Below are 22,453 nucleotides of genomic sequence, written 5' to 3'. Positions count from 1 at the left end.
CCTCCATTTCGAACGACAACACTTATGAGAATGCTATTTTCTCAGTACGAGAGTACGAGTTGCAAGATTGGAATATGACATGCAAATCAGTGGAAGCTCCGCACTGGTCGTAGGCGGGACCGGTGGTCTCGGGGAGGCGACCGTGCGCCGCCTGCACGCCGCGGGCGCCAAAGTCGTCGTCGCCGACGTGGCCGACGACAAGGGCAAGGAACTCGCGGCCGAACTCGGCATCCGATACGTGCACACCGACGCCACCGACGAGAACTCGGTGCTCGCGGCCATCGCCGAAGCCGAATCGCTGGGACCGCTGCGCATTTCGGTGGACACCCACGGCGGGCCCGCCAAGGGCGGACGCGTGGTCGGCCGCGACGGCACGCCGCTGGATCTCGACGGCTTCCGCACCACCATCGAGTTCTATCTCACCGCGGTGTTCAACGTGCTTCGCCTGACCGCCGCGGCCATGTCCAAGACCGAACCCGACGCCGAGGGGTCGCGCGGTGTGATCATCAACACCGCCTCCATCGCCGCCTTCGAAGGCCAGATCGGCCAGCTGTCCTACGCCGCGGCCAAGGGCGGCGTGGTCGGCATGACCCTGGTCGCCGCGCGCGACCTGTCCCCGTCCGGCATCCGGGTGGTCAGCATCGCCCCCGGCACCGTGAACACCCCCGCCTACGGCAAGGCGGGCGATCAGCTCGAGCAGTACTGGGGACCGCAGGTGCCCTTCCCCAAGCGGATGGGCCGCTCCGACGAATACGCCAAACTCGCCCTGTCGATCATCGACAACGACTACCTCAACGGCGAGGTCATCCGACTCGACGGAGCGCTGCGCTTCCCGCCCAAGTAGGCCGCTCCGCTCTCGCGCCGAGTAGTTCGGTCCGCTCTCGCGAAGTGCCCCGGAAACCCACGGTTTCCGGGGCATTTCGCCGCCGCGGGTCGGTCAGTCGCGGCCGCGGGTGAGCGCCGCGATCACGGTGCGGAACTCCTCGGTCTGGAAGGACAGGTCCTCGGCGGTCGTCGCGTAGTCGAGGGTCGCGAGCACGGCGCGCTCCAGATGCAGGTTCAGCAGGCGTTTGGTGCTCTCCACCGCCTGCCTCGGCAGCTCCAGAATCCGCTTGGCGCAGGCCAACGCCTCCGACAGCGGATCGGCGACGACGTGATTGACCAGACCCATCTCTCGCGCCCGCTCGGCCGGGATCTTCGCGCCGGTCAGGGCGTACTCCTTGGCAAGCAGCAGACTCGTGTGCAGCGGCCAGGTGAGCGGGCCGCCGTCGGCGGCGACCAGGCCGACCTGCACGTGCGGATCCTTCAGGTACGCGGTCTCGGCGATGTAGGCCACGTCGCTGAGCGAGACCAGGCTGCAGCCGAGACCGACGGCGGGGCCGTTGATCGCGGCGATCACCGGAATCCGGCACCGCGCCATGCCGAGCACGATGTCGCGACCGTGCGCGATGGTCTTCGTGCGCAGTTCCGCGTCCTTGCCGAGCTCGTCGAGATAGGCGAAATCGCCGCCCGCGGAGAACGCCTTGCCCGCACCGGTGAGCACCGCGACGCGGGCCTGCCGGTCGTCGTTCAGCTTCGACCACAAGCCCGCGAGGCCGGTGTGCAGGGCGTCGTTGACCGCGTTCAGCGCGTCGGGCCGGTTCAGGGTGATGATCCGGATCGGGCCGTCGGCCTCGACCTGGATTTCGTCGGGCAGATCGTACATGGTCAGACTCCTAGTCCGAGGATGCGCGAGGCGATGATGTTCTTCTGGATCTGCGAGGTGCCGCCCATGACGCTCTGCGCGCGGCTGTAGAAATAGGCGCCGAGCGCGTCGGGATCGTCGGCGCCGCCGACCGCGACGGCCGCGTGTCCGACCGCCTGGTCGACCCAGGTCATGAGCAGTTTGTCGAGGGAACCGTCGGGTCCGTGGACCACGCCGTCGAGCTGTTCGGACAGCCGCCGCCGCACGTGCAGGCGCAGCATCTCGGTCTGCACGGCGGCAAGCACCAGTTCCTCCGGCGGCGCGCCGTCCACGCGAGCGGCCAACTGGCGCACCAGCTTTCCGTAGCGCGCGGCATAGCCGAGGGTGGAGGGTTCGCGTTCGTGGCCGACGACCGTCATCGCCAATTTCCAGCCGTCGCCCGGCGCGCCGACCATCTGGTCGGCGGGCACGACGGCGCCGTCGAAGAGCACCTGGCCGAATTCCTTGGTGACGCCGCTGATCATGGTCAGCGGACGCTGTTCGATGCCGGGCTGCTTCATCGCGACGACGAACGCGGAAATGCCCTTGTGCCTCGGCACATCCTGGTCGGTGCGCGCCAGCAGCAGGCACCAGTCCGCGACATCGGAGTAGCTGGTCCAGATCTTGTGGCCGTGGATGATGTAGTTGTCGCCGTCGCGGGTGGCGGTGGTGCGCAGCGACGCCAGATCCGAGCCTGCCTCCGGTTCGCTGAAGCCCTGACACCACCGCTGGGTGCCGTCGATCATGCCGGGCAGGAACCGCTGCTGTAGTTCGGTGCTGCCGTGATGGCCCAGCCCCTGCACCAGATAGCCCAGACTCGGGCGCGGCGGCGCGCCCGCGACGGCCAGTTCCTCGTCAACGATGACGTCGTAGACCGGCGGAAGGTCGTGGCCGCCGAGGTGTTTCGGCCACGAAAGCCCGAAGAATCCCGCCGCGTACAGTGCGCGATGCCATTCGCCCTGGCGCGCCCAGTACTCGTCACCCGAGGACGGGAACTGGCCGGCCACGTCGGCGAGCCAGGCGCGCAGCCGTTCCCGGAATTCGGCCTCCTGCGGTGAATCACGAAAGTCCAAGGTCGATCTCCTCCAGACGGACGGGGAACAGTTCGGTCGAGGTCAGCGCGCGCCGCAGATAGACGTGCGCGAGGCAGTCCCAGGTGTTGCCGATGCCGCCGTGCACCTGGATGGAGGTCTCGCAGACCGTGCGGGTGGCGCGCGCGGTGTAGACCTTGGCGATGCGCGCGGCCCGCAGCGCCGCGTCCGGGTCGAGTTCGTCCACCGCCCATGCGGCGTGGCGCAGCACGCTGATCGAGCCCTCGATCAGCGCCTGGTTCTCCGCGAGCAGATGGGCCACCGCCTGATACGAGCCGATGGTCTTGCCGTACTGCTCGCGGATGGCGGCGTAGTCGACGGCCAAACGCTGTGCGCCGCGCGCGATTCCGAGTAGATCGGCGGTCGTCACGGTGACGGCGAGCGCCTGCCACTTGGTGAGTTCGTCGGCGGACAGTTCGCCGACCTGCTCGCGCGCGCCGGTCACGTGGGCGGCGTCGCGGGTCAGATCCGCGCCCGGTCGCGGATCGCCGACCTGGGCGGCGAATATCCGGTGCTCCTCCAGGGTCAGCACCCGGTCGCGGCCGCGCGCGTCGATCGCACGGTCACCGACGGCAAGAGTCCACGCGCCGCCGTCCGCGGTGGCCTTGCCGAACAGGTCGTCGGCCAGCACCGGGCCGAGGAAGGCGACATCGATCAGGCCGCGGCCGAATTCCTCGGCCACGATCGCGACCTCGACGCCGGAGGCGCCGTCGGTGCGCAGCGTGCGCCAGCCCGCGGTGTCGATCGCGCGTTCCAGCCGCGCGCGGCGGTTGCCGTCGTTGAGGTCGGCGACCGACCCCGGACCGAGGTCATCGGCCAATTTGGCGGCGGCGTCGCGCAATTGCCGCTGTTCACCGTTGAGTCTGACGTCCATAGCGCTCCTTGAGGACTCGACGCAGTACCTTGCCCGAGGGCAAGCGGGGGATTTCGGGGACGAAGACGATATGTCGCGGCCTCTTGTAACCGGCCAGCGTCGCGCCGACCGATTCGATCAACTCGGCCTCGGTGAGCGCGTGGTGGCCGCACACCGCCGCGATCACGGCCTCGCCGTCGCCCTCGTGCGGCACGCCGAAGACCGCGCAGTCCTCGACCAGCGGGTGCGCGTGCAGCACGGCCTCGACCTCGGCGGGCGCGACCTGGAATCCGCGCACCTTGATCATTTCCTTGGCCCGGTCGGTGAGCGCGATCCAGCCGTCGGCGTCGACGAAGCCGACATCGCCGGTGCGGTACCAGCCCTCGGCGAAGGCGGACCCGTTCGCTTCCTCGGGCAGGTATCCGGCCATGACCGACGCGGCGCGGCACTGTATCTCACCGATTCGACCGTGGGACAAGGTTTCTCCGGTGTCCAGCGACACCACGCGGATCTCGACGCCGGGCGCGGCCTTGCCGACGGTGTCCAGCCGGGATGAGCCGAGCGGACTGCACGCGATCACGGGCAGTTCGCTCGCGCCGTAAGCGGGCAGCCAGGCCACGCCGGTGCGCGCGGTGACCTGTTCGGCGACCGATTCGGTGATGGGTGTCGCGCCCCACATGATGTAGCGCAGCGAGCTCAGGTCGTAGCGTTCCAGGTCCGGGTGCGCGGCGATGGCCAGCGCGATCGGCGCGACTGCCATCTCGACGGTGATGCGGTCCTCCTGGATGCACGAGAGCATGGTTTCGAGGTCGAAGCGCCGGTGCAGCCGCATCCACGCGCCGGCGTCCAGGGCGGTCACGATATTCAGCAGTCCCAGGATATGGGACGGTGGCGTGGCGATCTGGATCCGGTCGGCGGCGGTGAGTCCGAGCACCTCGCGCCACTGCCGGACCGCGTGCGCGAAGGACGCGTGGGTGTGGCGCACCGCCTTGGGCATGCCGGTGGTGCCGGAGCTGAAGACCAGGACCGCGTCGGCGTCCGGGTCGAGGTCGGGCGGCGGGTCGGCGCGCGGTTCGACGGGTGCGTCGAGGTGGCGGGTCGGCAGCAGTTCGGCCAGGACCGATTGGTCGCCGAGGCCGTGCACCGGCGCGGTCACCGCGAGCGCGTGTCGCACCTCGGCGTGTTTCCACGCCGGGCTGATCAGGACCGCCGCCGCGCCGAGTCGCCAGATCGCGAGCACCGCGACCACGAATTCGGGCCGGTTCGACGACATGAGCGCGACCCGGTCGCCGGTGCGCACGCCCGTCCCGGACAGCTCAGCCGCCAGCCCGGCCGCGCGCGCGTCGAGTTCGGCACGCGTGACCGCGCGCCCTTCGAACTCGAGGGCGGCCGGTTTGCTCTTCGGCGACATTTGAGAGATCCCGTCTCGTAAGAGAGAATATGATTCTCATACAGTAGAACCTTAATACCAGGAGGATGCGGTTCATGGCGAGACCCTCTTTGTTCCAGCGCGCGACGGTGACCCGAATCGTGAAGGAGAGTGTCGACGCCCGCACGTTCGTCCTCGCGCCGCACGAGGGACCGATCACCTACCGCGCGGGACAGTTCTGCAACGTCAAGGTCACCATCGACGGCGCCGAGCTCTTCCGCTCGTACTCCATGTCCAGCGCGCCCGAGACCGACGGTGAACTGATGACCACGGTCAAACGGGTCCCCGGCGGCGCGGTGTCGAACTGGCTGCACGACAACCTCGCCGAAGGCGACGAAATCGAGATGAGCCGCGCCGCCGGCCGCTTCTGCCTGCGCGAAACCGACGTGCCGCTGCTCGGATTCAGCGGCGGCAGCGGCATCACCCCGATCCTGTCGCTGGCCAAGTCCGCGCTCGCCACCACGAACCGGACGGTCCGTCTACTCTGCGCGGATCGCGACGCCGAATCGGTGATCTTCGAGGCCGCCCTCACCGACCTCGTCCGGCGCCACCCCGGCCGCCTCGAAGTCGTGCGCCACCTCGACTCCGCGAGCGGCTTCCTCGACCCCGCCGCCATCCGCGACTTCGTCGGCCCCGACGGACACGGCGACTACTACATCTGCGGCCCCGAACCCTTCATGGAGATGATCGAGAAAGCCGCACCCGGCCCGGGACTGGTCTTCAGCGAACGCTTCGGCGCCCCCGCCCCCGCGCTGGAAGACGCGGACGCGGTCGAGGAAGCCGCCGACGAGGTGTCGACCGCACCCGCGACACCGATCCCCGAGACCGTCACGGTGATCCTCAAGCGCAGAAAGAAGAAGGTGCCTTATCGCGCGGGCGACACCCTCCTGGAAAGCGCCCGCCGCGCGGGCCTCACCCCACCCTTCTCCTGCGAATCGGGCAACTGCGCGACCTGCATCGCCCGCGTCACCGAGGGACACGCCTACCTGCGCCAGAACGACGCGCTCTCCGACGACGAACTAGCCGACGGATACGTCCTCACCTGCCAGGCGGTCCCCGACTCCGAAACCATCACCGTCGACTACGAGTAGGCCGCGGTCTCGTCGGCTGTCGGCGACCAGGGGCGCCGACAGGCTCGGCTACTCGGAGCAGGCGGGTTGGAGCGCTCCCATGGGTCCGCCGCGTGACGATCGCGCTCACGCCAGACGCAGCGGTCGGGTTCCGATCCGGCGTGCACCGTGCGGTCGGTGGGCGCGCGATCGCCATGAGCGGCACGGCAGCACCGGCCGCTCATGGCAATCGGGCCTGCGTCAGGACTCGGCGGCGGTCGGGGTGCCGCTCGACTTGGCGGTAGACACCCCGGCCGACTCCACGGCAGTCGACGTGTCGCTCGATTCGGCGACGGTCGAAACCTCGCCCGATTCCGCCGCAGTCGAATCGCTCGCCTCGGCGACGGCCGAAGCATCACTCGCCTCGATGACGACCGAAGCATCCTCCGACTCGGCGACAGCCGGAGCATCGCCGGACGCCGCGGCTACCGGAGCATCGCTCGCGTCGGCAACAGTCGAACTGCCGCCCGACTCCGCGGCCGTCGAATCACTCGAGTCGATGACGGCCGAAGCATCGCCCGACTCGACCACAGCCGAAGCGTCCGCCGCCTCGACGACAGCCGGCGCATCCTCCGACCCGGCCACGGCCGGAGCATCGCTCGCCTCGGCGATGGGCTCGGCCGCCTCCACCCGCCGCGAGGCGAGGAACTCGTCGACGATGCGGACGTGGTCGGCGTGGGTGGTGCGGGCCGCGCCGACGAGGCGACCGTAGGCCACCGGACCCACCAGCTGCGCGACCGCGGCGGGGACAGTGCTGTCACCGAGCACGGCGCGGCCCTCTTCGGTGGCGAACAGTTCCTCGAACGGCTGGCGGTAGTGGTAGTGCAACCCCATGCGGAACATCGCGGCCTTGGTCAGCTCCTGACTCGCCTCGGCCGGTGCGCCCGCCGTGATCCAGGTCAGGGCCACCCTGCGCAGCGGCGCCGTCTGGACGACCTCCGCGTGCCGGTCGACCAGCTCGATCAGCTTGTCGCGCAACTCCCCTTCGCCCGGTGTCGGCACTGCGGGCAGCAGCACGCGATACAGCGCGGCCGTACCGGCCACGACACCCTTGCCGACGTATTTCAACGTGGCGTTCTTCGCGGCCGTCTTCTGCTGACCGTAGGTGTAGACCGCCAGCGGCTTGAGGCCACCCGACTTGATCAGTGTCACCACCGCCCGCAACTGCTCGGCCCGCGTCGGCGGCGCCTGCGTGGGTTCCGCCTTCGGGGTGTCTTCGGTGGTCCCAGTCGTCATCGGGGTCCTTCCTCCATAAGATCCGCTGCCACAACCGCAGCGGAAACGCCTCCGCCGATTCTACTTTCGTGCTCTCGACGTTTCGGCACGCCGATGCGCCCCGGATTGTGACAGGCGCCACCGCATGCCGCGACACCGTTCGCCCGAAATTCTCGCCGTCGATGTCGAAACCGCGGGTTGCCGATCGACATAGAGGTGAGTCAGGGTTGACACGGTCCGCGGCACGCGGATCGGCCCGGCGACGAAGGAGCAATCTCATGCGAGTCATGGTTCTGGGGAAGGCGACCGAGGCCACCGAGAACGGTGTCATGCCGACCGTCGAGGAGTTCACCGCGATGGAGGCCTACAACGACGAACTCGCCAAGGCGGGCGTGGTGCTGGCGGGTGACGGCCTGAAGCCCAGTTCGGCGGGCAAGCGGGTGGCATTCGACGACAAGGGCGGCTCGTCCGTGCTGGACGGTCCGTTCGCCGAGACCAAGGAACTCGTCGCGGGCTACCAGATCTGGGAGGTGTCCTCGCTCGAGGAGGCGCTCGAGTGGGTCCGCCGCGCGCCGATCCGCGGCGGCATCGTCGAGATCCGCCCCTTCTACGGTCCCGAGGATTTCGCCGACGTGGCCGAGTCCGGCAGCTAGGACCGAGCGGGTGAGCAGTGCGAGTCGGCGGATGGTCGAGGCGGTCTGGCGGATCGAGTCGGCGCGCTTGACCGCCGCCTTGGCGCGCACGGTGAACGACCTCGCTTCGGCCGAGGACCTCGCCCAGGACGCGCTGATCGCGGCGCTCGAGCAGTGGCCGCGCACGGGTGTCCCGGACAAGCCGAGCGCCTGGTTGTGGGCGGTCGCCCGGCGGCGCGCGGTCGACACCGTCCGCCGCAGGGCGAATCTGGAACGCAAGCTCGCACTGCTCGCCCACGAGACTCCCGATGGCGAGGACCCGATCGACGCCCTCGAATTCGACCGCCACGTCGACGACGACGTCCTTCGGCTGATGTTCACCGCATGCCACCCGCTGATCGGCCGCGACGCACGGGTGGCACTCACCCTCAAGACGGTGGCAGGCCTGTCCACCGACGAGATCGCCCGCGCCTTCCTCGTCCCCTCTTCCACACTCGGCCAACGGATCTCACGAGCGAAGAAGACCCTGTCGACCTCGGGCATCGCCTTCGAGGTCCCCGTCGGCGACGAACTCACCGCACGCCTCGCCTCGGTGCTCGAGGTCGTCTACCTCGTCTTCAACGAGGGTTACGCCGCCACCAGCGGCGATTCCTGGACGCGCGCCGACCTGTGCGCCGAGGCCATGCGCCTGGGACGGATGCTGGCCGCCCTCGCCCCCGACGAGCCGGAACCGCACGCGCTGGTCGCACTGATGGAGTTCCAAGCCTCGCGGCTGCGCGCCCGAACCGCCGCCGACGGCAGCCCGGTGCCGCTCGACCGCCAGGACCGCACCCGCTGGGACCGGCTGCTCATCACCCACGCCGAAGGCGCCATGCGCCGCGCCGAACACCTCGGCGGACGCGGCTCCTACCTGCTGCAAGCCGCCCTCGCCGCCTGCCACGCCCGAGCCGTGAACGCCGAGGCCACCGACTGGCCACGCATCGCCGAGCTCTACCGTGAACTGAGCGCGCGCACCGGCTCACCCGTGGTCGAGCTGAACCGGGCAGTCGCGGTGTCGATGGCCGAAAGCCCAACGGCCGCACTGTCCATCGTCGACGAACTGTCCGAGGTTTCGGCCCTGCGCGACTACCACCTGCTGCCCGCCGTCCGAGGCGATCTGCTGCTCAAACTCGAACGCCGCGATGAAGCGCGCGCGGAGTTCCAGCGGGCGGCGGCCATGACCGGCAACGAAGTCGAACGAACCCTGCTACTGGACCGGGCCGCGTCCTGCCGCACCGAATCCACCGAACACGTTCGGGCTCAATGAATCACCGCTACGACAAGATGAGACGAGCCGCACCGAATGACACGTGGAACCGCTGGCACCACACGGTGACGCTGGTGAGTGCGCTCAAGTCCGCATCGGACGGTATGGCGTAGTTCTGACTGCCCTTGTTGCCCTCCAGCGCACCCAGATCGACCCGCGCACCGTCGTCGAAGACGAACCAGCCCGAACGGCCATCCAGAACCGGCGCGTCAGTGAGCCACACCCGCAGGTCGGGCCCATTGGAGGTATCCAAGTTCTCCAAACGCAGAACCCTTGTCCCATCCGGCAATTCGAGCACAACCGCACTACCGGTGGTGTCGTGCTCGTGCGAGACGAACTCACCGCGCGACAAGGTCCGCGGTTCCCGCCGTGGTCCATCCCCCGGGGCGGCCGCGACAGTGGGCGCCGCCTCGTTCACCACGGTATCGGTGAACAACCGCCACGGTTGGAACAGCGCGGCCCCGACCCCGAGCGCGGCGGCGACAACCACGATCAGCACCCAGGTGAGGGGCGCGCGAACGATCCGACGAACAGACGACATCATGCCCTCCGAAGCTGAAGTATCACCCCCGACTCAACTACGCTCGCCGCCCGAACGCGACCCGAACGCGCCACTCGTCAGGGATTCGTCAGATGTCGTCCGCGGTGATTTGAGGCAAACGCCCCATGTGGGCGCGGGGGTGACCGGCCGATGATCGGGATATGACGAAGCGAGTTCAGGAATCAGGAGGTCACCGGTCATGACCGAGGCAACTTTCGAAACACGGACCGCCGACCGATTCGCCACGCGCACAACCGATCACGTGCCCGGCGGGCGGGTCGACGCGGTCGAGGTGAGCCGACAGGTCGGTGAGCGGCGGATTCTGCGGGAGCTGTCGCTGGCGGTGGAACCGGGCGAACTGGTCGCGATCGCGGGCGGCAGCGGGGCCGGGAAGAGCACGTTGCTCGAGATCCTGGCGGGACTGCGACCACCGACAACCGGGGAGGTCCGGCACGACGGCGTCGTGCGCGGGACCCGCACCGATTCCCGCATCGGATACGTGCCGCAGGAGGACATCATCCACCTCGAGATGTCGCTGCGCCGCACGCTGCGCTACGCGGCACGCCTGCGGCTGCCGGAGGGCACCTCGGCGGCCGAGGCGGACCGGGTGGTCGAGGAGACCATGCGCGACCTCGATCTGGCCGACCGCGCCGAGGTGCCGGTCCGATCGCTGTCCGGCGGCCAACGCAAGCGGGCGAGCATCGCCGTCGAACTGCTGACCCGGCCGCGTCTGTTCTTCCTCGACGAACCCACCTCGGGACTCGACCCGTCCACCGCGGCCGACGTGATGCGACTGCTGCGCCGACTCACCGAACGCGGCGTCACCGTGGTACTCACGACCCACGAGCCGACCGGCATCGACCGCTGTGACCGGGTGGTCTTCCTGGCCCGCGACGGCCACCTGGCTTTCACCGGCAGCCCGACCGAGGCTCGCCACTACTTCGGCGTCGAGAACCTCGAGGACGTCTACGACCGACTGGCTCGTGAGGACTCCCCGCAGACCTGGGCGCGGCGATTCGCCGACAGCGGCCGGATGTCGAAGCCACGGCCCACCTCCGCGCAGCAGGCCACCCCGGAGATCCGCCGCGCGGGCGCGGTCCGGCAATGGTGGCTGCTGACCCGCCGCAATGTCGATGTCCTGCTTCGCAACCGGTTGACCCTGGCGGTCCTGCTCGGCTCACCGGTGCTGGTCACCGCCATGATGGCGACCCTGTTCCAGCGCGACGCGTTGGTTCCCCGCAGCGACGCCGACCTCGGCCCGGTCCAGATCGTGTTCTGGATCGCGTTCGCGGGCTTCTTCTTCGGCCTCACCTACGGCCTGCTCCAGATCGTCGGGGAGATGGCGGTCTTCCGGCGCGAACGCCTCGCGGGGCTGAGCGTGAGCGCCTACGTGGCCTCGAAGGTCGCCGCGCTGCTTCCGGTGCTTGCGGGTGTGAGCGCGCTGCTGCTCGGTGTGCTGTGGGCGCTCGGCAGGCTCCCCGGCCTGGGATGGGACGTGTTCGCGCTGCTGTTCGTGACGATCGTGATCGAGGCGACCTCGGCGCTCGCCCTCGGACTGCTCGCCTCGGCCGCGGTCTCCAACGCCGCGCAGGCCGCGCTCGCCCTGCCGATGCTCTGCTTCCCGCAGGTGCTGTTCGGTGGCGCGATCGTCCCCGTCGACGGCATGACCCTGCCCGGACGTGTGATGAGCCTCGGCCTGTCCAACCGCTTCGCGTTCGAAGCGCTGGGTCGCGACCTGGACCTCGAGCGGCAAACCGCCGCCGTGTCCGTCTACGGTGACACCTTCCACGGCGGCGCCGGCGGCAGTCTGCTCGTGCTCGTCTCGTTCACCGTCGCTCTCGTACTGGCCACGATCTGGGTCCTCGACCGGCGGTCCCGGCCCGGCGCGAGCCGCTGAGCCGAGTTCCGAGGGTCAGCTTCCGACCGATTTGACCGGGGACACCGCGAGTCCCCGGTCGATCGCCGCGAGACCGGCCTGCGTGCGGTTGTTGACCCCGAGTTTCGTGTAGACGCGTTCGACGTGATTGCGCGCGGTCTTCTCGGCGATGAAGAGTTCGGCGGCGATCTCCTTGTTCGACCGGCCCTGCGCGACGAGCCGCAGGATCTCGACCTCACGGTCGGTCAGCCCGGCGGGCCACGGCGTCCGCCGGGACGCGCGCGGCGCGACCACCGCGAGCACGGCGGCGACGGACTCGGCGTCGAGGCGTCCCGCGTGCGCCTGCTCACGCAACCGATCGGCCGCGTCGGACGGATCGAACGGCGGCCGGTAGGAGCGCGGCTCGAGCAGTCGCTGATACGCGTCGGCCGCGGCCAGCAACCGATCACCCGCGGTCAACTCCGCTCCGCCGATCCCCCTCGGGAATCCCGACCCGTCGATCCGCTCCCGATGCTTCATCGCGAGCGGCACCACCGACTCCAAACCGCCGACCCGCCGCAATATCCGCCCGGTCAGATCCGGATACATCCGAACCCGCTCCCGTTCGGCGGTGGTGAGCGGCCCCTTCTTCTCCCAGATCCGGTTGGACACACCCAATTTGCCGAGCCCGTGCACCAGACCGGCGCGGTAGAGATGCGTGATCTCGGCCGACGGCATGCCGAGATGCCGAGCCGCCGCGCCCGCCAGCTTCGCCACGCCGCGCGAATGTCCAAGGGCGAAAGGCGATTTGAGATCGGCGAAATCGGCCATGGCGCCGAGCAATTCGTCGCTCTCCTCGGGTGTGAGGGTCCGGTCGCGATCCGGTGCGCGCGCCAATGCCGCCGTCCAGACATCGACATCCAGCAATCCGTCCACGATCGCCGCCGCGTCCCGGTCGAACACCGCGGCCACCGCCGGACTGAACCGCCCGCCCGCCCGCGAACGCACCACATCCTTCGCCCGCGCGAGCCCACCCGTGCGCAGCTGCACCTCGACGACATCCGAGACATGCGCGATGTGGATCTCGACCGGAATGTCGTCACCGCGCGAACCGTTGGGCAGCCCACGACCGTCCCACCGTTCGAAGACGTGCGCCAACGCCTTGCCGACCTGCTCGTCCAACCCCATCCGATCCGAGAGCACCCCGGCCGAACCGCAATGCGACTGGATCAGCGTGGCGACCCGGCTGCGGGCCGTCACCAGGAAGGCGGTGGCGCGGACGGCGCGTTCCCATCCCGGCGATCCGCGTCCGACATGGCTCATCATCAGCCGCAGGAACGGCAGGCCGACCATATCGACCGTGTAGGTGTCGGCCCGGAAAGCGATGTCGTCACCGAAGAGCGCGGCGAGTTCGTGGGAATCGGCGTGACAACCGATCCACCCCACCAGATTCGCGTAATACACGGTCGCCCGCTGACGCGGCTCGAGTTCCATCCGCTCGGCGATCCGCGTCGCGATCAGCGACGACCGCAGCATGTGCTCCATCGGCTGCCCCAGCCCGAGGTCGATCGCGAGCGATATCGCGGCGAGCAGTTCAGCTCTGCTCAACCCCTCTCCCGAACCGAGCGCGGTCCCGTGCGGCTGCATCCGCCCATTCTCCACCCGAGCGGGAACGGCCACCGACACGGTCCGGACTCGACGCGCACGCCGCCACGGCGGTTCGATCGCCGCGGGCTGTGTCGGACGAGGCGACCCCGTTCGCGCGGTCGTCGGCGTCGACCGCATGTCGACGTGCCGATGATCGGCTACCCCACCGCGGTCCCGAGCACACCGAGCCGGTGTGTCGGACCAGGCGACCCGTCAGAGCGCCCGCTTCAGCCCGACGTGACTGTTGTCGTACCCGAGCCGCGCATAGAACGCGTGCGCCCGCTCCCGAACCCGGTCCGTGGTGACCTGTGCGAGCACCGCGCCCCGGTGCCTGCCGTGCTCGTGCGCCCACTCGAGCATCGCCGTGCCGATACCGCGCGAACGTTCCGAGGCGGCGACCCTGACCCCTTCGATCTGCAGGCGGGTGGCGCCGCCGCGGGACAGCCCGGGAATGATGGTGAGTTGCATGGTGCCGACGATCCGGTCGCCCTCGTCCCTGACCACCGCGAGATAATGCGAGGCGTCCCTGGTGATCGCGTCGTATGCCTCCTCGTAGCGCGCGATCTCGGAACCCTCACGCGCACGGCTTATCTCGTCGTCGGAGAGCAATTCGACCAATGCGGGCACGTCGGTGCGCTCGGCCCGCTGCACCCGATAGCTCCGGTCGCCGAGGCGAAGCAGACCGCCCACCGAGGCCCGCGCCCGCGACCGCAGCCGGGCGATCAGCGTGTCGAGCCAGGCGCCGACATGCAGGCGGGCCTCCGGGGTGTCCGGATACCGGCAGCGCAGGTGCAGTCCCGCCTCGTCGAGGACGAACCACAGCATGACGCCGTCGGTCCTGATCGTCGCGCCGACGTACTGCGCCTCCAGTCCGGTCGCGTCCACCCGCACCGGCAGCCGACGCAGGTCGAGCCACGAGATCGCGAACATCCCCGGCGCCTCGGGCATACCGCCCCACGGCCGCAGGATGTCCTCCAGCGGCCACGACCCCATTCGAACGGCCTCCTTCACCGCTTCCGCGCTGGCGCGGGGGTCGGGGTCGGCCGATTCGAGCACCGAGTTGGTGATGAACCATCCCACCGAGTCGTGCCAGGTGGTGTCGTAGCGGCTGTGCACCGGGAACACGGCCCGCAGCGCGGTGCCCGCCAACTCCAGGGTGACCTCGGTCATCGCACCCACCACCAGCGCCAGGGTGGAGACGCCGTCGTCGCGGGCCTGCGCCGAGAACGCGGCGCTGTCGTCGACGTCGAGCACATCGCGCACCTCGACGCGTTCCTCCTGCAACGTCGCCTCCCCCAGCGACAGCGGGAACCGCGGCATCACGTCACCGCTGTTCGCGAGCACTTCCGCCCACCGGCGGTGCACCTCGGCGGGCGCGGGCGGGCGGTTGCGCAGCGCGCGGGTGTGCTCGGCGAAGGCGGGCGCGGGCGACAACGACGGCGCGCTCCCCTTCCGCACCGCGGCCAGCGCGGCGAGCAGATCGCGCGCGATCACCAGCATCGACCACATGTCGACGTGCGAATGGTCGGCGGCGACCACCACCGTCGGCCCCACGGCGGTCTCGAGCACGCAGAGCCGGTGCGACGGACGACCATACGGCGAACAGGCGCGATCGAGCACGGCGCGCAGCGCGTCGTTGACCGCCTGCCCCGGCGCGATCACGTGCTCCACCCAGTCGCCGGGGCGGATATCGACCTCGTGCAGTCGCGGCTCGCCGTCCTCGCCCGGCTCGAACACCGACCGCAGCGTGCCGTGCCGCTCGATCACGGCCAGCCAGGCGGCCGCGAGATCGTCGAGCGGCACCGGCGTGGAAAGCCTGAAGGACAACGCCATCCACGAACCCGCACGGTCGCCCGCCCCGACGTGACGACGCTGGTCGAAGGACACGGGAAGCGCACATCCCACCCGCCCCGCGGTGACGTCGAAGCCGAGCAGTCGGCCGAACGGCAGGCGCAGGTGCGCCACATTGGTCAGCCGCATGCCGGTATCCTATGCTCCTTGTCCAGCGATCCCCTTCTTGCCCATACCCTGGAGCCACCGTGCCGACCTTCCGCGTTCCCGGCGCCGACCTCGACGTGGAACTGAGCGACGAGGGTGGCCACCCCGTCGTCCAACTCCACGGCCTCACCTCCAGCCGCCACCGCGACCGCCTGATGGACCTCGACCTCGGCCGCGGACTCAGCGGAACCCGCCTGTTGCGCTACGACGCGCGCGGCCACGGCCAGTCGACGGGCCGCGCCGTCCCCGAGGACTACCGGTGGCCCGCACTGGCCGACGACCTGCTGAAGCTGCTCGACCACTGGTTCCCGGGCGAAAAGGTGCACGGCGTCGGCCCGTCGATGGGCACCGGAACCCTGCTGCACGCCGCCGTGCGCGCCCCCGACCGGTTCGCGGGCCTCACCCTGCTCGTGCCCGCCACCGCTTGGCGCACCCGCGCGGCGAAGGCCGACATCTACCGCAAGAACGCCCGCCTGATCGAGGAACAGGGCCTCGATGCCTTCCTGAGCGCCGACCTCGCCGCCCCCCGCCCGCCCGCCACCGCCGGAACCCCCGAAACCGGCCCCGACGTCACCGAACACCTACTGCCATCCCTGTTCCGCGGCGCCGCCCTCAGCGACCTCCCCGCCCCCGAGGCCATCGCCGAGATCCGGGTGCCCACCACGATATTGGCCTGGATCGACGACCCCGCTCACCCGGTGTCGACGGCCGAAGCACTGCTGGACCTGATGCCGAAAGCCACACTGGAAGTCGCACACACCCCCGCCGACCTCGCCCGCTGGCCGAGCATCCTCTGCGAAGACGTGGCACGACACGGGTAAGCACCGATTCGTCTGCGCCGGAACACATTCGGATTCTCCTCCCGCCTTTCGACTTCCTCGGTTCCAGAAAATCTCGCCCGCACCGACGAGTTTCGGCCGACTCCCCCGTCGATGCTTTCGAAGCCGCCGACGAACAGGAGACCGCACATGCCGAAACCATTCCGATTCGGAGTCGTCGCCCCACTCACCACCGACGTGGCGACCTGGCGGGACCGAGCGCGCCGCATCGCCGACCTCGGCTATTCGACACTGCTCGTCCCCGACTTCCCCCAGACCCAACCGGCCCCGGGACCCATGCTCGCCACCGCGGCGGCCCACACCGACCTGCGCGTCGGCACCTGGGTATACGCCACACCGTTCCGCCCGGCCTGGACGACCGCATGGGAGGCCCACTCCCTGACCTTGATGACCGACGGCCGCTTCGAAATGGGCATCGGCACAGGCAGACCCGGAATCGAACACGAACTCCGCGACAAAGGACAACCCGACGTCCCCCCGAACGAGCGGCTCACCCGAATCCGCGAAACCGTGACCACACTGCGCGAACTCGACGGCCTCGACCGCCACACTCCCGTCGCGATGGCCGTGCTCGGCAGGCGAGCCAGAGCTCTCGCCGCCGAACTCGCCGACACCGTCACCTTCGCCCTCGGCGACCAGCCCCGCACCGAAGTCGCCCACCTCGCCCGCGAATTCCACTCCACCGCTGTCGAACTCGCCCTCGCCGTGCCGGTCGTCGGCGACACCGTCGCCCCGCACATGGCGCCACCCGACACCGACCCCACCGCCCTGCGCGCCGCCGACGCCCTCACCGTGCTCCCCGACGACCCCGCGGCCGCCGCCGAGGAGATCCAGCGCCGCCGCGACGAAATGGGCTTCTCCTACTTCATCTTCGGCGCTCACGTCGCCGAGGAGCTCGCCCCGATGGTCGCCGAACTCGCGGGACGATAGGCGAGCGGGCCGCCGCCGCGGCGCCGGCCTCGGTACCGCGGTCGATGCGGGTTCACGCGGAGTCGCGAAGTCCCGGTCACGAAAACCACCGCGGAAAACACGTCGGCGACGGTTGTCACCGTGCCGGAGAACGAGGAGGTGGTATCCGGGAACGAAGTATCGACATGGGTCCAGCCCCGGGTCAGGCGCCGACGGTGACAAACCGCGCGTGATAGGACCACAGCGCCGGATCCGCGCGGCCGCCCGTCACCGCCGCGGCCAGTGAGCCCTGCGTCTCCTTGGTGACAGCGGACGCGGACAACACCTGCCGGGCGCCGGACCGGTCTCCCTCGACGCGATATTCCAGCCTGCCGGTCGTGAACGGTCGATCCCACGGGGCGATGAGTCGCTCGACGGGCGCGGGGCGCAGTTTCGCGGTCGCGTCGTCGTCCCCGTCGCCGCTGCGGAGCCGGAGAACGATCCCCGCGGCGAGTAGTCGTAGCTCGTGGGAATCGAGGCCGTCGCGGTCTTCGGCGAACCAGATCTGGCGTTTGCCGCTGGGTGGCGGATCGCCCAGTCGGTCCATGACGGCGCCGACCCCGTCCTCGAGGTTCACCTTGATCTCGATCGGATACAGCATGATTCACACCTCTCACCGGGTTCGGTCATGGAAGCGGCAGCGCACCCATCAGGCAGGTGGTCTCAGTGGCGTGGTCACGCGGAACGCGCGAGGTCGCCGCGGCGAGCGCAAACTCACGATCGGGCGGTGCGGACGCGCGGACCGTTGTGAACAGCCACCGTCAGTGTGCGGCAGTCGGTGGGGTACGTCGTGCGTAGTGCACTACTGCATCCCGGAACGGGACAGGCAACGGCGAGCACTCGCCCACGACCTCACCGAACCGGTCACGATCGAGATCGCCTTCACGACCGCCGGACATGGGGAGGGCTTCGGAGGCTCGGACATTCCCAGCGGAGTTATCGAACATATGTTCTATCCTGGTGTAGGCTGCCTCGGGTGACCATGAATTCGACCGCGCCGGCGCCGAATGCCCCAGCAGCGGGATGGCCGGACCTGGCCGATGTCGACCTGCTGCGCACCCTCGTCGAAACCGAACGCCGCCGCAGGCGACTCGATGCCGCCATGCGCGCGGCCGTCGCGGAGGCCGAGCGTCGCGGCCTCGCCGCGGACACCGGCTACCGCGACACCGCGGAGCTGTTGACCGACCTGTTGCGGATCAGCGCCGACGAGGCGCGCAGGCGAATCGACTACGCGGCTCCGCAGGCCCGCCCGCGTTCCAGAAAGGTGTGGAGGGTGTTGGCGGCGGCGAGTTGACGCCGAGCCCGGGCGCGCCTCGCCCCTTGTTCGGGGAGTCGCCTCTTCGTTACCCCGGCAAGCGCAGGCCGCCCGGTGTCAAAGATCCCATTCGAGAAATATGTTGCCGACCGGACCGAGCTGACCGCCCGATTCGATCGGTGCGGAATCGTCGGACAGGCGATACTCCGGGATGACCTTGTGCCACTCCTCCAACGCGATGCGCAGCTCACGCCGAGCGAGGTGGGAGCCGAGGCAACGGTGCGGGCCCGCCCCGAACGCGATGTGATTGTTGGGCCTGCGGTCCAGCTCGACCTCGGCAGGGTCGTCGAAAAGTGATTCGTCGCGGTTGGCGCAGTTCAGCGGCACCGAGATCATGTCGCCTTTGTGGATGGGGCAGCCCGCTATTTCGGTGTCCGCGGTGGCTTTCCGCGACGGGATGACGATCGAATGCACGCGCAGAATCTCCTCGACCGCGGTTGGCACGAGTTCGGGATTCTCGACGAGCCGACGCCGGTCCCGCGGATGCTGCGCCAAGTGCAGGAAGGCCGTGCCGAGGGTGGCCGTCACGGTGTCGAGTCCGGCCATGAACATGAGTAGGCAGAACGATTCCAGATCCGCGTCGCTCACCGGCTTTCCGTCGATCCGGAATCCGATAGCTTTGCTGATGAGATCGTCCTCGGGAACGGTCCGCCGCCGCGCGATGATCTCGCGGAAATATTCGGTGACCGCGAGCATGGCGGCCGCGCGACGCCGCGCTGCCTCCTCGAGCCTCGCGGACAGGTGCAGGATCTCGTGCTCCCAGTGCATGAAAGTCTCGAAATCCTCGAACGGCAGGCCCATCAGTTCGAGGAAGATGAACGACGGGTACCGGTCGGCGAAGTCACGCATGAAATCGCACCTGCCGCGCGCGGCAATGGTCATGATCAACTCGACCGCGCGGCCGCGCACCTTGTCCTCGAGCGCCGCAGCGGCCGCGGGCGAGAACAACGGCCCCAACTGCTTACGCCACTGCCGGTGTTCCTCGCCGTCGAGCATCTCGGGAATCCAGCGATAGGCCGGGTCGGGATCGAAGACGGTGACGGCGCTGTTGGAGAACAGCTGATGGTTCTGATAAACGGCGAGTATGTCCTCGTACCGCGTCACGATGTAGTGGTCGTTGGCGAAAGTGTTGCGCACGATGGGGGCCTCGGCGCGGAGCTTGTCGTAGAATGCGATCTTCTCGCCGAACGGCTTCTCGGCACAGTGGTTGAAATCGTAGACCGGACAGGCATTCGTCGGCTCGGTGCCGCTCATATTCATCCCTTCCGCGGTTGGTGCGGACAACCGCCCCAGCCGACCTGCGCGCAGCCATCGCGGACGCGTGGGCGACCACCAATTCGACTGCACGGCATGCGACTTCGTCGGACCGCCGACCGGCGTCGCCAGTTTACCGCCTGGGGGACATCACTCGAAGGTATTGCGAGTACCGAAACCCGCGCCGAGGCAATTACTTCGGCGAGAGCCATGCGCCACCGGAGAACTGCGGCGACCGAGCCTCACGCAGGCTTCAAGGTGCGAATCATGTCGACGAGCATCGCCGCGCCCGCCTGCAAGGCGCGCTCGTCGCCCCCCTTGTAGGAGAGTTCGCCGTACCAGCCGTCGACGGTCGCGCTCATCCGCACCCTGGCACCGGAGTTCTCGTAGGACGGAGCAGGTTCCAGTACGCGGGAGACCGAAACACCGTTCACCACCAGGACCCGAGCGGGTTCGGAACCAGTCGAAGCGCTGGATCTGTCCGCCCGCTGATATTCGAGGGTGATCGTCGCGACCGGCGCGGGACTACCTGCGGTGAATCCACAGGTCTTGCCGGTGCCGATCGGCCCCGCTTTCTCGGCCTCGGATCTGACGAATATCGGCGTCCCTTCGAGACCGGTGAGACCGAGGTAGGTCGCGAAGAACGACTTCGGGAATTCACACAGCTCCCGGACCGAACGCGGACTCGCCGTCGGCGCCGCGCCCTCGGATGGCGTATCCGAGGGCGCTTCGCACCCGGAAAGCAGAGCCGCCGCCAACGCGGCCACCAGCACCTTCCCGAGCTTCACCTGGCCTCCCATTCGGACTTGTCGGGCACGCTGATGTTGTAATCCGTCGACGCACTCCGCAGCCACTTGTTGCCGACGAAACCCCTCGGACTCGCCGTGGCCGAACTCACATCCCCGATGACCTCGAATTGCTTCCGAAGCGCGGTTGTCAACGTTTGAAAGAACGAAGCCGCTATATAGGCCTGTTCACCGATGGCTCGTCGCCTCAATCGGCATCCGGATCGTCGTAGTGATTGAAATACCCCGCTGTCACAGCACCCGACCCCAGCGAGTCCCGGATCGCCATTCAGGCATGGTCATAGTTGGTAGCCCCCCGATCTTGTCGTGCCGCAGGCGCGGCAGCCGACATCACTCTGTTCACTGTGCCTCCACTTGTCAACAGCGGCGGCGTCGATCTCGACGGACAAATGCGGGTGATAGCCGTACCACATCGATTCGACCGGACCTCTCGAACAGCGGTCGCCGGGGCGTGGAGTTGTCGGCTCGGGTCGGTAATGTTTGTCCGGTGACCGACCCTGCCGACCTGCTGCGGATGTATCTGGTCGATCCGGACCAGCCCTTCCCACCTGTCGATTTCGCGGATCCGTCCGGCCTGGTCGCATTCGGCGGGGACCTGACCCCGCAACGGCTGCTGAACGCCTATTCGACGGGGATCTTTCCCTGGTACAACCCCGGCGAAACGATCCAGTGGTACTGCCCGGACCCGCGCTGCATTCTGGTGCCGACGGACCTGCGAGTGACCAAGTCCTATCGACGATCCGTCACCAACGCCGACTACGCGGTGACCATGGATCGCGCCTTCGCCGAGGTGATGTCGCATTGCGCCGGACCGCGCGCCAAGGAAACCGGAACCTGGATCGGTTCCGACATGATGGCGGCCTATCTGCGGCTGCACCACCTCGGTCACGCGCACTCGGTCGAGGTATGGCGCGACGGCGATCTCGTCGGTGGTCTCTACGGCGTCGCGTGCGGCCGCTCCTTCGCCGGTGAATCCATGTTCTCCCGAGCCCGCGACACCTCCAAGATCGCACTGTATTGGCTGTGCGCCCAACTCACCGCCTGGGATTTCGCCCTCGTCGACTGTCAGGTCACCTCCGACCACCTCACCTCACTCGGCGCCGTCGAACTCCCCCGCGCGGACTACCTGCATCTGCACACCCGAGCCGCCGCCCGCCCCGGCCTGCCCGGCAGGTGGCGGTTCGAGATCCCGGTGCCCGACTCCACCGACCACCTGCCTGCGTGAATGATCGCCGATACCACAGGGTGTTTCGTTCAAGGCTTCGCCAGTAGCCCGTCGATGATGAGGTTCACCAGCCGGTCGGCCCTGCCGGGATCGACGGCCGGGTCGACGCGCCACAGGACACTCAGTTGCAGCAGAACATCTTCGGGGTCGATGTCCGGTTTGAGATCGCCCGAACGGGCTCCGGCTTCGAGCAGCAGAGCGATGGCGGCGACGAACAGCGCGTAGGCGGGGTCGGGGCGGTCGTTGTCGGTGGCGGCGTGGATCACCCCGGCCAGACCGTATTTCAGACCCGCGTAGCGGCGTATCTCGTCGAACCACGCGCGCAGGGCGTCCAATGGCCGATGTTCGTCGAGGAGCCGGGGAACGAGGTCGATGAGCGCGGTGAGTTCGGTGCGGTAGAGCTCCATGATCAGGGCTTCGCGGGAGGGGAAGTGGCGATACAGCGTTCCGGGGCCGACGCCCGCGCGTTTGGCGATCGCGTTCATGGAGGTTGCGGCGTCGGCGGCCAGCGCCTCGCGGGCCACGTCGAGCAGGTGTTCGCGGTTGCGGCGTGCGTCGGATCTGTGTGGCGTGGATCCCATCGCGGCCCTTTCCAGCAAAACGGAGAGTTCTCCGGTACAGTCGGCGGTTATCGGAGACCTCTCCGTTTCCGGCCACGATACAGGAA

At 68.7% G+C, this 22,453-nt stretch carries 21 protein-coding genes; 9 read left to right on the top strand and 12 right to left on the bottom strand.

What is annotated here, in order from left to right; genetic code table 11:
* Nucleotides 1–79: 79 nt before the first annotated feature.
* Nucleotides 80–844, top strand: a complete 765-nt coding sequence (locus IT779_RS31020) for an SDR family NAD(P)-dependent oxidoreductase (protein ID WP_196153021.1) — start codon at nucleotides 80–82, stop codon at nucleotides 842–844.
* Between the two features lie 93 nt (nucleotides 845–937).
* On the opposite strand, the gene IT779_RS31015 is transcribed toward IT779_RS31020, so the two are convergent.
* The 4 genes from IT779_RS31015 to IT779_RS31000 are packed head-to-tail and all read right to left on the bottom strand — an operon-like array spanning nucleotide 938 to nucleotide 5,078.
* Nucleotides 938–1,705 (bottom strand): enoyl-CoA hydratase/isomerase family protein, encoded by a 768-nt coding sequence (locus IT779_RS31015; protein WP_196153020.1) that lies wholly within the window; start codon nucleotides 1,703–1,705, stop codon nucleotides 938–940.
* A 2-nt stretch (nucleotides 1,706–1,707) separates the two neighbouring features.
* Complete coding sequence (locus IT779_RS31010; protein ID WP_196153019.1) at nucleotides 1,708–2,796, bottom strand: acyl-CoA dehydrogenase family protein; 1,089 nt, start codon at nucleotides 2,794–2,796, stop codon at nucleotides 1,708–1,710.
* Nucleotides 2,783–3,688, bottom strand: coding sequence for an acyl-CoA dehydrogenase family protein (locus IT779_RS31005; RefSeq protein ID WP_196153018.1), 906 nt, complete (start codon nucleotides 3,686–3,688; stop codon nucleotides 2,783–2,785). Before IT779_RS31005 ends, IT779_RS31010 begins: the two co-directional genes overlap by 14 nt.
* Nucleotides 3,666–5,078, bottom strand: coding sequence for a class I adenylate-forming enzyme family protein (locus IT779_RS31000; protein WP_196153017.1), 1,413 nt, complete (start codon nucleotides 5,076–5,078; stop codon nucleotides 3,666–3,668). The genes IT779_RS31005 and IT779_RS31000 overlap by 23 nt, the downstream gene beginning before the upstream one ends.
* A 74-nt stretch (nucleotides 5,079–5,152) precedes the next feature.
* Between IT779_RS31000 and IT779_RS30995 the strand changes: the two genes are divergently transcribed.
* Nucleotides 5,153–6,187 (top strand): ferredoxin--NADP reductase, encoded by a 1,035-nt coding sequence (locus IT779_RS30995; protein WP_196153016.1) that lies wholly within the window; start codon nucleotides 5,153–5,155, stop codon nucleotides 6,185–6,187.
* Between the two features lie 219 nt (nucleotides 6,188–6,406).
* On the opposite strand, the gene IT779_RS30990 is transcribed toward IT779_RS30995, so the two are convergent.
* On the bottom strand, nucleotides 6,407–7,441 hold the full coding sequence (locus IT779_RS30990) for a hypothetical protein (RefSeq protein ID WP_196153015.1): 1,035 nt from the start codon (nucleotides 7,439–7,441) through the stop codon (nucleotides 6,407–6,409).
* Between the two features lie 257 nt (nucleotides 7,442–7,698).
* On the opposite strand from IT779_RS30990, the gene IT779_RS30985 reads away from it, so the two are divergent.
* Both IT779_RS30985 and IT779_RS30980 read left to right on the top strand, forming a co-directional pair.
* A complete protein-coding gene (locus IT779_RS30985; protein ID WP_196153014.1) occupies nucleotides 7,699–8,073 on the top strand; it encodes a YciI family protein in 375 nt (124 codons plus the stop codon).
* A 31-nt stretch (nucleotides 8,074–8,104) separates the two neighbouring features.
* A complete protein-coding gene (locus tag IT779_RS30980; RefSeq protein ID WP_196153087.1) occupies nucleotides 8,105–9,358 on the top strand; it encodes an RNA polymerase sigma factor in 1,254 nt (417 codons plus the stop codon).
* A gap of 7 nt (nucleotides 9,359–9,365) precedes the next feature.
* On the opposite strand, the gene IT779_RS30975 is transcribed toward IT779_RS30980, so the two are convergent.
* Nucleotides 9,366–9,899 (bottom strand): DM13 domain-containing protein, encoded by a 534-nt coding sequence (locus IT779_RS30975; protein WP_196153013.1) that lies wholly within the window; start codon nucleotides 9,897–9,899, stop codon nucleotides 9,366–9,368.
* 199 nt (nucleotides 9,900–10,098) lie between these two features.
* Here IT779_RS30975 and IT779_RS30970 point away from each other — a divergent pair, with 199 nt between their 5' ends.
* Complete coding sequence (locus IT779_RS30970) at nucleotides 10,099–11,796, top strand: ATP-binding cassette domain-containing protein (protein ID WP_196153012.1); 1,698 nt, start codon at nucleotides 10,099–10,101, stop codon at nucleotides 11,794–11,796.
* A gap of 15 nt (nucleotides 11,797–11,811) precedes the next feature.
* Here IT779_RS30970 and IT779_RS30965 read toward each other — a convergent pair whose 3' ends face one another.
* Both IT779_RS30965 and IT779_RS30960 read right to left on the bottom strand, forming a co-directional pair.
* The gene (locus tag IT779_RS30965; RefSeq protein WP_196153011.1) at nucleotides 11,812–13,401 is read right to left on the bottom strand and encodes an HD domain-containing phosphohydrolase; all 1,590 of its coding nucleotides are present in this window, start codon (nucleotides 13,399–13,401) and stop codon (nucleotides 11,812–11,814) included.
* Nucleotides 13,402–13,614: 213 nt separating this feature from the next.
* Nucleotides 13,615–15,381 (bottom strand): GNAT family N-acetyltransferase, encoded by a 1,767-nt coding sequence (locus tag IT779_RS30960; protein ID WP_196153010.1) that lies wholly within the window; start codon nucleotides 15,379–15,381, stop codon nucleotides 13,615–13,617.
* 59 nt (nucleotides 15,382–15,440) lie between these two features.
* Here IT779_RS30960 and IT779_RS30955 point away from each other — a divergent pair, with 59 nt between their 5' ends.
* Both IT779_RS30955 and IT779_RS30950 read left to right on the top strand, forming a co-directional pair.
* Nucleotides 15,441–16,220 (top strand): alpha/beta fold hydrolase, encoded by a 780-nt coding sequence (locus tag IT779_RS30955; protein WP_196153009.1) that lies wholly within the window; start codon nucleotides 15,441–15,443, stop codon nucleotides 16,218–16,220.
* Between the two features lie 147 nt (nucleotides 16,221–16,367).
* Complete coding sequence (locus IT779_RS30950) at nucleotides 16,368–17,168, top strand: LLM class flavin-dependent oxidoreductase (protein ID WP_196153008.1); 801 nt, start codon at nucleotides 16,368–16,370, stop codon at nucleotides 17,166–17,168.
* Nucleotides 17,169–17,349: 181 nt separating this feature from the next.
* Here IT779_RS30950 and IT779_RS30945 read toward each other — a convergent pair whose 3' ends face one another.
* Nucleotides 17,350–17,787 (bottom strand): hypothetical protein, encoded by a 438-nt coding sequence (locus IT779_RS30945; RefSeq protein ID WP_196153007.1) that lies wholly within the window; start codon nucleotides 17,785–17,787, stop codon nucleotides 17,350–17,352.
* Nucleotides 17,788–18,168: 381 nt separating this feature from the next.
* Between IT779_RS30945 and IT779_RS30940 the strand changes: the two genes are divergently transcribed.
* A complete protein-coding gene (locus IT779_RS30940; RefSeq protein WP_196153086.1) occupies nucleotides 18,169–18,480 on the top strand; it encodes a DUF222 domain-containing protein in 312 nt (103 codons plus the stop codon).
* Between the two features lie 78 nt (nucleotides 18,481–18,558).
* Here the strand turns inward: IT779_RS30940 and IT779_RS30935 are convergent, their stop codons facing one another.
* Both IT779_RS30935 and IT779_RS30930 read right to left on the bottom strand, forming a co-directional pair.
* Nucleotides 18,559–19,755: a cytochrome P450 gene (locus IT779_RS30935; protein ID WP_196153006.1), complete on the bottom strand. Its 1,197-nt coding sequence runs from the start codon at nucleotides 19,753–19,755 to the stop codon at nucleotides 18,559–18,561.
* Nucleotides 19,756–19,997: 242 nt separating this feature from the next.
* A complete protein-coding gene (locus tag IT779_RS30930; protein ID WP_196153005.1) occupies nucleotides 19,998–20,543 on the bottom strand; it encodes a hypothetical protein in 546 nt (181 codons plus the stop codon).
* 505 nt (nucleotides 20,544–21,048) lie between these two features.
* Between IT779_RS30930 and aat the strand changes: the two genes are divergently transcribed.
* A complete protein-coding gene (aat, locus tag IT779_RS30925) occupies nucleotides 21,049–21,786 on the top strand; it encodes a leucyl/phenylalanyl-tRNA--protein transferase (protein ID WP_332839046.1) in 738 nt (245 codons plus the stop codon).
* Between the two features lie 29 nt (nucleotides 21,787–21,815).
* On the opposite strand, the gene IT779_RS30920 is transcribed toward aat, so the two are convergent.
* A complete protein-coding gene (locus tag IT779_RS30920; RefSeq protein WP_196153004.1) occupies nucleotides 21,816–22,367 on the bottom strand; it encodes a TetR/AcrR family transcriptional regulator in 552 nt (183 codons plus the stop codon).
* Between the last annotated feature and the right edge of the window lie 86 nt (nucleotides 22,368–22,453).

Origin of the sequence: Nocardia bovistercoris (genome assembly GCF_015674855.1) — a bacterium.
In the GTDB taxonomy this organism is placed as follows: Bacteria; Actinomycetota; Actinomycetes; order Mycobacteriales; family Mycobacteriaceae; genus Nocardia; species Nocardia bovistercoris.
The sequence above is the reverse complement of the archived record's forward strand: the minus strand, read 5'-3'. Positions and strand labels throughout refer to the sequence as shown.